Raw genomic sequence first — 11,530 nt, 5'->3', positions numbered from 1 at the left:
AGTTTCTAATTTTTACGACTAAACGGCGGTCTGGTTCCTGTCCATGACTGTAAGTTTCTAGATCTTCACAGTCCTGGAGCATAGTATGTATTTGACGACGTTCCGTAGAAGACAGAGATGTTAACTAATACTCCTGACCAGTCAAACGTACTTTTTTAGCTGCATACTCAGCCATTAATAATAATTCTTCTTGGCGACGAGCTCGATAACCTGCTATTTCCACAGTGTAGGCCAAATTTTGTTCTGAATCATGATTATTTATATTCAGAATTGTATTGGTGAGGTACTGAATTGCATCAATTACTTTACCATCAACTCCCACTAGAACAGAAATTTGTTCTGGTGTCAGGTTAGTTTCATCTATTATCAACCAATAGGAATATTCTTGTTGTTGAGCTATGACTTTGGCGGGAATTTTTGCTAAGTTTAGCAGTTTCTCTAGCCATTGCTGTCCTTCATCTAGTCCTTGATCTCGATCTATATAACTATCGCTCATTACTAGCATTAAGCTTTCTTCTTAGAACGTCCTGGTTCAAAGGGTAGTGCTTCTCTTCCCTTTCCTGTTTTTGTTGTTTTTGGTTGTGACTCTTCTACTAATTTCTGAAGATTTTCAGGTAATGGTTCTTTGGATAAAATATATGCCTGAATAGTTTGAAATATGTTAGCTATCAGCATATAAAGTAGCACACCCGCTGGTAAGGGAGTAAACAGAAATATTCCTGAAAATAGAATTGGAGTAATTTTGTTTATAGAGTCTTGATTTGGATTAGCATTGTTAGCTCCAGCTCCTTGACCTGATATTGTCTGACTAGCATATATGCTAACTCCAAAACCAACTACCATAATTAATATGTCCCAGTGAATTGTCCCATCATCATCAAAGGCACCGACACGACCAAGGGCTTTAATAAATAGAAACCCCTTATTTGCTGCAATTCCTGGAATTGTACCTTGAATTGTCGCTTCACCTGATTGTAAAGCTACTAAATTTCCATCTCGATCTATTTGAACCCTTTCAGAACCTTTAGTAACAGTCCATAATGGTTGGATTTCAGATTGATTATATTCCTCTTTCAAAGTTGCTAAAGATTTTCCTTGTTCTGTTTGAAACTCAACCTGAGTTTTATCTCCAACAACTAACTTATTACCACTAGGCATCAAAGCCAAAATTGGGTAGTGAACACCATCATTAATATATATATTTTGAGGTGAAGTTGTATAAGCCTGTGGTTGAATTCGTTCTAGCTGTTCTTGAGGAAATATTTGTAAATCTACAGTATAATTGATATTAGTAAAAGGCGAGCCACGCAGAGTTGCAAATAAAGCAAAAAGTATGGGCATTTGAAATAGCAGTGGCAGACATCCTGCCAATGGATTAAACTCTTTCATCAGTTTAGCCATTTCTTCCTGCTGTTTTTGTGGATCATCTTTATAGCGTTTTTGAATCTCCTCTTGTCTCTTCTTCATCAAAGGTTGCGTAACTTTCATCTTACGCATATTCCGAATTGACCCAGCATTTAATGGGTAGAGACTTGCACGAATTACAAGAGTTAAGGCTACAATTGCTAGACCATAGCTTGGTACGATCCCATAGAAAAAGTCTAGGATCGGCAGCATTATGTTGTTGGAAATAAATCCTATACCAAAATCCATTATTTTATGTCTACCTTGGGGCTGGTGATATTTCTAATTTTGACGATTTGAAATTATTTGTTACTACTAATTCACACATCTAGTTAACTACTTGTAAATCTAATAATTTATCAGCATTTTTACTAGGTTGATATTATATAGTAGGGAATAGGGAAATGGATAATGAATAGTGGATAATGAAAACCATCTCTAATTATCAATTATCAATTATCAATTATCAATTAATTAGTAGCACTATCCGCTTTTTGAGTTTTTGCCATCATCTTTTCAGTTATGTAAGCTTCAATTTCTCTAAATCTTGGTATTGCCCTTAGTTCTAAGCGACTACCATTTCTCAGGGTAATTGCTAAATCACCCCAAGCCCCTAATCCTCTAGGAACTTTGGCCACTTTGACAATTTCTGAGTAAACAATATCTGTACGATCTTGTCCCATCCAGCCCCCTATGACTGAAACTCGGCGATTAGTAATCCGATACCTTAGCCACAAGGCCCTAACAATAGCCGCAACAGTTAGAGGCAGGCCAATAATTGTTAGGCCAATTAATAAATTAAAGATTAAATCTCCTATATGGGGACCACCCTCATAGAAGGCTTCCTCTCGAATACCCATGCAACACCTCCGCTTGTGCCAATAACTTCTCTAATTGTTGCAGAAATTCATCATAATTGCACTTTTGGGCTGTTGGTTTTACCACGATGACGATATCCCATCCTCTTGATATACATGGCAACATTTGGCGCAAAGCCGATCTTATTTGGCGTTTGATTCGATTTCGGACTACTGCTCCTTTGCTCACCTTTTTGCTAATAGAAATGCCTATCCGAGTAGGTCTATGAGGTTCCAAGTTATCTTTATCTAGAGGTAATTTCGGGCTTTGCTGATGACACAGAAGAGCCCTTAAAGCCAAATCAGAACTATTTTTGCGAATTCCTTTCTGATATACAGCACTAAAGTCTTTATTCTGACGAAGCCTGTTTTCTGTAGGCAACATGGTGAGATTTATTCAAACTTGTCTAAATTATGAAAATACTCTCTAATAAACTGCCAAACGATCGCGACCTTTTTGCCGACGCGCTCTAATTACTGCTCGGCCATTTCTTGTACGCATCCTTGTTCTAAAACCAGATACTCTTCTTCTCTTTCGACTGGTACCATGTAAGGTTCGCTGAGTCATTTTTCTCTACTCCTTCACCACTAATCTAAATAATAATTTAAAGTCACAATCTGCAATTGTAGCATAGATATCTTAATAAAGTTAGTCTGGGTCAATTCCTCCTCTATTATCAACTCAAATATTCTACTCTATACTCAAAAGCCATGTGCCAATATAACGTAGTAAAGGTACATCACCAGGAGTCCTGATATTGGCATTAAAGTGGAACATTCCACCAAATCTAGGGTTTCTTACATTGTTGAGAACTACCTCAATTTTATTACCAGCAGGAATAGGTTCAGTAGGGTAAATTTCTATAAAATTATTTTCTTTGTCCCATACTACTTCATCTATGGGTATTGATTCTGGTTTTGTAGATTTTCCTCCTCCAACACGAATTTCTATATCGTCAGTATCAAATGAACCTTTATAGTAATTAGGATAAAAAATTGATAACTGGGCAACTGCTAAATTTAATTTGTTTGCTGGTATTCGCAGTCGATAACGATCCCAAGTCCCAGATTTACCAGAATCTAAACGGAAGTTTAACTGATTTTTCTGTTCTGGCCCACCAAATAATGTAAATCCTGGCATTCCCTGAGCTAAACTTGCCATCGAGAACCCTGTTATTAAGCAACTACTTACCATCAAAGCAGAAAGTATACGTTTCATAAAATTTTCTCTAACTTTAAAATCTCTTCACTAAAACTTTATCAAGATTTTATAAATACAGCTAGGGATTTTATAGCTGAAGTCAGAAGTCAGAAGTTTAGAAGTTAAATAAAGCAGCACGGACTAAATTTGAGAGGAGTGAGAATTTCCGCGATAGTAACAGCGACTACTATACTACAGCGCCAGACAAATTTATAAATATTCATACCAATTGACATCTACCCAGGGCTGCTCTACAATACAGGGCGGAATTCCTAAGCATCGGGATATTAGGGCTTTCTGCTTCCATGCACCAGCCTCAGAGGTAGAGGATCTTTCCGGTCTGAAGGCGCCCTCCTAAAGACTGGCCAGCGCGGCCTAGGGATCTCTCCCATGAGAGATTGGCGCTGACACTACTAGCCCAGCAGCCATAATTTCACTACTATACCACACTATTGGTCAAACCGCAACATTGATTGCTTTTCCCATCCCTGAGTTCCCCTCCCCTCCTTTCAAAGCTATGCTTTATCAACATCTTTAATTAACATCAAACTTGACAAAATATACAAGTTATGTATTAGCCTTTGAGATGCTTTTTCTGAAGAAAAGTTTATTGAATCAGACATTTTTTTGAGAACTACAGACAAGATTCTCACTTCCTACACCCCCCACACGGACCACACGGACCACAAGGTTTTCAGGAGTTCCTGAGATAGCTTTCACTCGTGGGGTTAGGGGAGATGGAGAGCGCGGGTCTTCAACCAACGTTTAGATAAATTTTTTCGTAGAGAAAGGCAAAGGGCAAGAAAAACTTAAAGGATTTGTAATTAATTTTGCCTAACTAGGTGGGCGCAAAGTCAGCATAATTAGGGTTTGCTGAAAAAGTCTTATGGGTGAGGGTAGGAGGACCGAGTCAGGAGAACCGGGAATTATAGAGGAGGTAGTCAGAAAAATTGTCCCTAGATTTTTTTGCCATAATCATCCCCAAATATTAGCTTTATGCAGCTCTTTTCACCGAAAAGCTGGCACTTTTTAAAGACAAAAAAATGCTAAAGCCTTTATCTGTGAATACGCGCGAGAATTAATCAGCAAGCCCTAATTATATAACAAAATATCAATAGACCCCTCCGGAAAAGAGGGAGTAGGGAGTAGGGAGTAGGGAATAGGGGGAAAGAATTAATGATTTCTGTACGATAATTGATTTGATTTTTAATTATCACGCCTATGTCTAATCAGCAAAAACCATTAATATATCTTCCTCACAGTATGTTCCAGTCCCTTTGGAGATAGTGAAATTTAATTATGTTGAGCTAGTGAGGTACTTATACCAAATTGATAAATCTTTGCTACAAATAGTTAGGCTATTTCTTAAAAGTAAACCCACCCCTAACCCCTCCTGGGAGGGGAAGTCAGGAGAATCGAGTCAGAATTAATAGGTTTGATACCATTTTTGATTTCGTAATTTATCTTTTTCGTCAAACAGACATGGACGATCGAGTCTTTTAATACTGTTTATTATTCGTAACATTCTTTTTTCATGCATGGTATTAGCTCAATTCAAGCTTCAAATTAAAAATCTTGATCTTGAGATCCATCAGCAAAAATCTCATACCTAAGAGACTGTTTGTAAAATGAATATTAAATCCAGGAGTAGTGGATCGACACAACTAATGGGTGTGCATTAGGGCGGGTTCATTTGATTGAATCTTGATGTATTAATTTGAACACCAAACCCCCCCTATCTATTGCAAAATTTTAGGTGTGTCAGTCCAGTAAGGTGGGTTAGGCGACAATACTTATGAGTCGCGAACCAAACTATTAACTGGGAGCTGTAACTCACCGAACATACTGAAGATTAATCCAATACCCTGTCTTAATCTTTACTTGTGCATTCACTCTCTAACACTCCCTTTTATTAGGAATTTTATGGAAATTTGTTATAGGTTCGATAATGACAAATTTAATCACAAATTTTTGGTATTAAAAGTCACTAGATTTTTCTCTGGCCACCATGAATTCATAAGATAAGTTAAAGATAGCAATGAGCAACGAAATATCAGCCTAATAATTTTAAATAAGAACCAAGTAGTAAAAAACCATAAGATAGCTAGCTAACTCAGGCCCATTAATTTTAGGTAGGGTTCCCTGGTAAGGAAATCAAACTTTAGTAGACAAGGAGAATTTATGAGAATAGCGGTAGCTAAGGAAACTCTGGTCAATGAATCTCGTGTGGCCTTAGTTCCTGATGTCATAGCCAAGTTAGTTAAACAGGGGCTAGAAATACAGGTAGAAGCAGGTGCGGGAGAAAAATCTTTCTTCTTTGATGGAACTTACGAACAAGCTGGAGCAAAGATAATTTCTGATAGTGACACCTTGTGGCGTGAAACTGAGGTACTCCTAAAAATAGGGGTACTACAGGAATCAGAAATTGATAAATTGCAGGAAGGTAGTGTTGTTATTACTTTCCTCGATCCCCTAGGAAACCCCAGTATTGTAAAGCGTTTAGCTGAAAAGAAAGTAACTGCATTCAGTATGGAACTGATCCCTCGTACCAGTAGGGCGCAAGTTATGGATGCTTTATCTTCCCAAGCTAATATTGGTGGATATAAAGCTGTTTTGCTGGCATCTGCTGCTTTACCTAAGTTTTTCCCCATGTTAACTACAGCAGCAGGTACTATTAAACCTGCAAAGGTATTAGTTATGGGTGCAGGAGTTGCTGGTTTACAGGCGATCGCCACTGCTCGTCGTCTTGGTGCGGTAGTAGAAGCATTTGATATTCGTCCAGAAGTTAAAGAACAAGTACAAAGTTTGGGAGCCAAATTTGTAGATGTGACTCTCAAAGAAGATACTGTTGCTGAGGGTGGTTACGCGAAAGAACTTTCCGAGCAAGCTAAACAACATACTCGTGAAGTTCTCACACAGCACGTTGCTGCTTCGGATATTGTCATTACGACTGCTCAAGTTCCTGGTAAAAAAGCACCATTGCTAGTAACTAAGGAAATGGTAGACCAAATGAAACCAGGAGCAGTAATAGTTGATATGGCAGCTGCACAGGGTGGTAACTGTGAATGTACTGAAGCAGGCAAAGATGTACAGTGGAATGGCGTGACTATTATCGGTCCTGTAAATTTACCAGCAACTATGCCAGTTCACGCTAGTGAATTATATGCTAAAAATATTTCTGCTTTACTCAAGTTGATGGTTAAAGATGGAGAGCTAAATCTAGATTTTGAGGATGACATCATCGCTGGTGCTTGTGTCACCCATGCTGGTGAAATTCGCAATCAAAGGGTAAAAGATGCTTTGGGTGTTGCTGTTGGTGGTTAAATAATTCCCAACTGAAAAGTATTGCTAGGTTTGTCAACTCAAAAAATATATAGCAATTAGGGCTAAAGGCTAGTTATTGTAATTAATTTACGGTTAATTGCTATGATTTGACTGTGAATTGTAATTTCTCAAAAAAAAGTTTTGTCTAAAAATGATTTATTAAAGTCTAGTAACAACAAAGCTTGAAAAAAATTACTAATAGTTCAATGGTCAAATAAATCTAACTTTATCAAATAAATTGGAAGTTAAGATTTTGAGGAAAGCTAATAGCAATATGAGGAAAGATTAATTTCACCAATTCTAGCATTAGGTAATGAAATGAGGAATTACTAAACTGAATAGTTGAAACAAGGTAAGATTAAACTTCTTGCTGCTTGTCTAATTTCTTCTTCCTTCTGCTCTCAAAGCAAAAAGTCAACAATTAACTGCGAAAAGACTATGAGCGAAACATTAATTGCAGCTTTATTCGTATTCGTCTTGGCATCATTTGCCGGATTTGAAGTTATTAACAAAGTGCCACCAACTCTGCACACTCCCCTGATGTCTGGAGCAAATGCTATCTCTGGAATTGCAGTTTTGGGCGCACTAATTATCGCTGGTGACAAAGATTGGAATGTCACAGTGATTTTAGGTTTAATTGCTGTTGTTTTTGCCACCATTAACGTAGTTGGTGGCTTTTTAGTAACAGACCGGATGTTGCAAATGTTCAAGAAGAAGGAGGCTGCATAATGAGCGACTTTATACCAACCGGAATTCAGTTAAGCTACCTAGTAGCGGTATCTCTATTTTTCGTGGGGCTGAAAAAGTTGGGTTCTCCAGCTACAGCTCGGAATGGTAATTTGTTAGCATCAGTAGGGATGTTGATTGCTATTGTGGCAACCCTACTAGAAAAAGAAGTTTTGAACTATGAGATGATTCTCATCGGAATCGTTATTGGTTCAATTATTGGAGCGATCGCTGCCTACAAAGTAGAAATGACTGCCATGCCTCAAATGGTTGGTTTATTCAACGGTTTGGGTGGTGCAGCTTCTGCAATGGTTGCAGTAGGTGAATTTTGGCGGTTTCTAGCTGTTGCTCAGTCTCCCCCACTACCTACTACTATTACAGCATTATTGGGCGTATTAATTGGTGGAGTAACTTTTACAGGTTCTGTAATTGCTTTTGCTAAACTACAGGGAATTATGAGTGGTTCTCCAATCACTTTCCCATTGCAACAACCTGTTAATGCTCTATTATTTGGTGGGTTTATTGTTGGCAGTGTTTATCTATGCGTCACCCCATTCAACTTACCTGTGTTTTTAGCATTGGTAGGTGTATCTCTGGTATTAGGCATAATGTTTGTTATCCCCATTGGTGGCGGTGATATGCCAGTAGTGATTTCTTTGTTGAACTCATTTTCTGGATTAGCTGCTAGTGCTGCTGGTTTTGTGGTGATGAACAATATGTTAATCATCGCTGGTGCATTGGTTGGTGCTTCTGGTATTATCCTTACAGTTATCATGTGTAAGGGTATGAACCGTTCCTTAACTAATGTACTATTTGCTGCGTTTGGTACTGGTGAAGGTGGCGGTGCTGCTGCTGGTGCAGGTGGCAAAACTGATAAGACAGTTCATAGTATTGACCCAGAAGAGGGTGCAATGATGTTGGGTTATGCTCGGTCTGTGGTAATTGTGCCTGGTTATGGTATGGCCGTTGCTCAAGCTCAACATTCTGTCCGGGAGTTATCAGACCAGTTGGAAGGATTGGGTGTTGAAGTGAAGTATGCTATTCACCCAGTTGCTGGCCGGATGCCTGGACATATGAACGTATTATTAGCAGAAGCAAATGTCCCTTATCCTCAGTTATATGATATGGATGACATTAATCCTCAGTTTGACCAGGCAGATGTAGCCTTGGTGATTGGGGCTAATGATGTGGTGAATCCTGCAGCTCGTGCAGACCAGAATAGTCCTATTTATGGAATGCCCATTCTGGATGTGGATAGGGCAAAGCATACTATTGTGATTAAGCGCGGTCTCAGCACTGGTTTTGCTGGTGTGGACAATGATTTGTTCTACAAGGATAAGACTATGATGCTGTTTGGCAGTGCTAAGGATATGGTTGCTAAGTTGGTTTCTGAGGTCAAGCAACTTTAAAGCTTACATTTAACTTTGGTAGGCGAACTTTCTGTTGTTTTAAGGCGCTTACTTCTAGTAGTTAATCCCGATTAGTGTTCAATGGTTAATACTTCTGTAGTTTTACGGAGCAAACCATTGTTCATTTTTCGGGAATTTTAATGAATTCAGAAGTTAAAATTCATATGAAATCCGGAAAGGAGCGTCGGGATTAAAACGTCATATGTTGCGATTTTCCTAATAGTGTGCTATTGTATCTAAATTAAGCCTACTACGCTAGTAGTTTTAGTCTATGCAGCGACAGTAAGACCAAAAAGAGGTTCGGCCTCGGAGTCAAGTGCTATGTTTCGCTTTCGGTTCAGGACATGAAAAGCGCAGCTCCTCTGCAAGAGGTAGTAGAAAGTCCCTATAACTGATACAGCGGTAATCCCGCGTTCTCGCGCAAGCGCAACTTCGGGACAATGTTAAATTTTAATATTTTCACACAATTCTCTGAATATTTAGTATATACTGTGTTATTATACAAGATGAGAATAAGTTCGGTTGCAATGTTTGTTTATATTGAGGGTTACTTTCCTGTCGTTATTGGCAAGCTTCTCTCCGAAGTCTAAATCTCTACACATCTCTAAATTTGGGAGAAAATCTATGTCAATTTATGTAGGTAACTTATCCTACGAGGTCACACAAGAAGACCTATCTGAAGTTTTTAAGGACTATGGTACTGTCAAGCGAGTTCAGTTACCAACTGACCGTGAAACAGGACGCCCACGTGGCTTTGGGTTTGTAGAAATGAGTACAGAGGATGAAGAAACTGCTGCTATTGAAGCACTTGATGGTGCTGAGTGGATGGGTCGTGATATAAAAGTTAACAAGGCAAAGCCTCGTGAAGATAGAAGACCCGCTGGTGGAGGTTATAACCGCAGAGGTGGTGGTGGTCGCTACTAAATCATAAAAAACTAATTATTAGGGTTAATAGTTTGCTAACAAATGTTTAGCGGACAACCAAGGGGACATAAGTAGTAAAAACGTTGACAAGATTTTCTTGTAGACATTGGGATATACCTCCTCAGTAGATAAGGTTTTACTGTGCATTGTTAGCAAATGTTAGCTACTCATAGTATCGGGCTAAATTAACTCCTATAATTGTTTAGTTTTGTAGAATTTGTTTTGTAGAATTTACTTTTGTAGTAGTAGGTTAGGAAAATAAATTATTGGTTTTCACCTAAATTTATCTATCAAACCTGCCTCTACTTCAAACTTTCATAGCCATCAGTTTTCGATCTAGAACTATCAAATAATCTCGCCCATAGTTACAATTTTCTAATAAGAGTTTGAGATTCTCTGGTAAATCTTGAACTATTTCTTGACTACAGGAACCGGCAGCTAAAGCTATAGTTGCCACTGTATCTACATCTCCTGTAAAATTAATACAATCCATCAATAAAGTACTCATTTTATCATTTCTTTGCACTGCAGTAATAGCTGCTCTAACACTCATCCAACCTTTAGAACCTACTTTTTGATTCCAAGCTTCTGACCAAGGTTTTCCCGGAACATGAGTTTCAATAAATTTTCCTAATTGGCTTTTTTTACCTAAGTTATAAATACAATAATGACTCATTAATGCTGAGGCGATCGCTGCATCAATTCCGTCAGGGCTATTATGAGTAATAGTTGCTTGAATAATTGCTTTTCCTTTAACTTCTTTAATGGTAGGAAAAATACCAATAGGAGCAGCTCGCATTGCAGCGCCACTTTTGTCGCTTGTACCAATTATTTCTGCTAAAAATTGTTTCCCACTGTCTACTCGTTTTAAAAAGTCATAAAATTTTCGAGAATATCCTTCTCGTTCATCTCTTTTAAAAGCTTCAACAAATTTATTAGCTAAATTTTCTCGCGTCCAAGGTTCCCTAGAAATTATCATTTCAGCAATAGCAATGCTCATTTGAGTGTCATCTGTGTAGGAACCGGGAATAAGTTTATGGCGAGGGTGCTTCACATAATTAAATAGATTATTTTGTTGTTTAATTAACTCAATATCTGCATATTCAAAACCAGCACCGTAAGCATCACCAATAGCAAGTTCTAGTAACATAATTAATTTAGTAAAAGCACGACAAAGATTTTGACACGGATGTACGGATGATTAGACTCAGAATTTAGGTAGATAATTTCTAATTATAATGATTTCAGAGAAATTTTAGAGGAAATGATATCATGTGCCTCCTCCGGGGGAGCTACGAATTGCAGATAATCACTTATAATAAAGTTTTTGTTTGTAGTATAGCTCTCAGCCCGAACTGTAGATAAGGCTGAAGCCTTACTACGAACTTTAATTATAATAACTATTTAACCGAACATAATATTAGACAGAATTATGAAATTAATTAACTTGTTTGTCTGAGTCTCAAGTCAACTCTGATTAAAATTTATTTGTTGAACTAGCTTGTGAAGTTCTATAATAAAGGTAGGGTTAAACTCTACCGAGAAATTGTGGTCTAAAGCCTCCCCTTTTAAGGGGAAAAAGCGGTCGTTAGCGGAGCTGTCCGTAAGGATGGGATGGCGAGGTCTCCTAGCCATATCCAATCTACCAAGAGAAGAAAAAATTTTTCATGATTAGTCAATCCTAA

General features: G+C 38.1%; 12 protein-coding genes. 4 read left to right on the top strand and 8 right to left on the bottom strand.

Features of this window, described 5'->3' with window-relative positions:
- The 7 genes from F6K22_RS42135 to F6K22_RS15995 form a co-directional block, all read right to left on the bottom strand.
- Nucleotides 1-115 (bottom strand): R3H domain-containing nucleic acid-binding protein (locus tag F6K22_RS42135; protein ID WP_363273673.1); only part of this gene is annotated, 115 nt, incomplete at its 3' end.
- Nucleotides 116-124: 9 nt separating this feature from the next.
- Nucleotides 125-505: an RNA-binding protein gene (locus tag F6K22_RS16020; RefSeq protein WP_363273671.1), complete on the bottom strand. Its 381-nt coding sequence runs from the start codon at nucleotides 503-505 to the stop codon at nucleotides 125-127.
- Complete coding sequence (yidC, locus tag F6K22_RS16015; RefSeq protein ID WP_293099600.1) at nucleotides 505-1,653, bottom strand: membrane protein insertase YidC; 1,149 nt, start codon at nucleotides 1,651-1,653, stop codon at nucleotides 505-507. Before yidC ends, F6K22_RS16020 begins: the two co-directional genes overlap by 1 nt.
- A 221-nt stretch (nucleotides 1,654-1,874) precedes the next feature.
- Complete coding sequence (locus tag F6K22_RS16010; protein ID WP_293099597.1) at nucleotides 1,875-2,264, bottom strand: PH domain-containing protein; 390 nt, start codon at nucleotides 2,262-2,264, stop codon at nucleotides 1,875-1,877.
- On the bottom strand, nucleotides 2,236-2,646 hold the full coding sequence (rnpA, locus tag F6K22_RS16005; RefSeq protein WP_293099594.1) for a ribonuclease P protein component: 411 nt from the start codon (nucleotides 2,644-2,646) through the stop codon (nucleotides 2,236-2,238). Before rnpA ends, F6K22_RS16010 begins: the two co-directional genes overlap by 29 nt.
- A gap of 42 nt (nucleotides 2,647-2,688) precedes the next feature.
- Nucleotides 2,689-2,829, bottom strand: coding sequence for a 50S ribosomal protein L34 (rpmH, locus tag F6K22_RS16000; RefSeq protein ID WP_293099591.1), 141 nt, complete (start codon nucleotides 2,827-2,829; stop codon nucleotides 2,689-2,691).
- 123 nt (nucleotides 2,830-2,952) lie between these two features.
- Nucleotides 2,953-3,456 (bottom strand): DUF2808 domain-containing protein, encoded by a 504-nt coding sequence (locus F6K22_RS15995; RefSeq protein ID WP_375340162.1) that lies wholly within the window; start codon nucleotides 3,454-3,456, stop codon nucleotides 2,953-2,955.
- A 2,187-nt stretch (nucleotides 3,457-5,643) separates the two neighbouring features.
- Between F6K22_RS15995 and F6K22_RS15990 the strand changes: the two genes are divergently transcribed.
- The 4 genes from F6K22_RS15990 (at nucleotide 5,644) to F6K22_RS15975 (ending at nucleotide 9,845) form a co-directional block, all read left to right on the top strand.
- Nucleotides 5,644-6,786 (top strand): Re/Si-specific NAD(P)(+) transhydrogenase subunit alpha, encoded by a 1,143-nt coding sequence (locus F6K22_RS15990; protein WP_293099585.1) that lies wholly within the window; start codon nucleotides 5,644-5,646, stop codon nucleotides 6,784-6,786.
- 438 nt (nucleotides 6,787-7,224) lie between these two features.
- Entirely contained in the window at nucleotides 7,225-7,515 is a 291-nt protein-coding gene (locus F6K22_RS15985) for an NAD(P) transhydrogenase subunit alpha part 2 (RefSeq protein WP_094678584.1), read from the top strand.
- Nucleotides 7,515-8,921 carry an NAD(P)(+) transhydrogenase (Re/Si-specific) subunit beta gene (locus F6K22_RS15980; RefSeq protein ID WP_293099582.1) on the top strand — a complete coding sequence of 469 codons (1,407 nt, stop codon included), beginning with the start codon at nucleotides 7,515-7,517 and terminating at the stop codon, nucleotides 8,919-8,921. The genes F6K22_RS15985 and F6K22_RS15980 overlap by 1 nt, the downstream gene beginning before the upstream one ends.
- A gap of 624 nt (nucleotides 8,922-9,545) precedes the next feature.
- The gene (locus tag F6K22_RS15975; protein ID WP_293099580.1) at nucleotides 9,546-9,845 is read left to right on the top strand and encodes an RNA recognition motif domain-containing protein; all 300 of its coding nucleotides are present in this window, start codon (nucleotides 9,546-9,548) and stop codon (nucleotides 9,843-9,845) included.
- Nucleotides 9,846-10,152: 307 nt separating this feature from the next.
- Here F6K22_RS15975 and F6K22_RS15970 read toward each other — a convergent pair whose 3' ends face one another.
- Complete coding sequence (locus tag F6K22_RS15970; protein ID WP_293099578.1) at nucleotides 10,153-10,995, bottom strand: ADP-ribosylglycohydrolase family protein; 843 nt, start codon at nucleotides 10,993-10,995, stop codon at nucleotides 10,153-10,155.
- Between the last annotated feature and the right edge of the window lie 535 nt (nucleotides 10,996-11,530).

It is taken from the genome of Okeania sp. SIO2F4 (assembly GCF_010672385.1).
GTDB lineage: Bacteria > Cyanobacteriota > Cyanobacteriia > Cyanobacteriales > Microcoleaceae > Trichodesmium.
The sequence above is the reverse complement of the archived record's forward strand: the minus strand, read 5'-3'. Positions and strand labels throughout refer to the sequence as shown.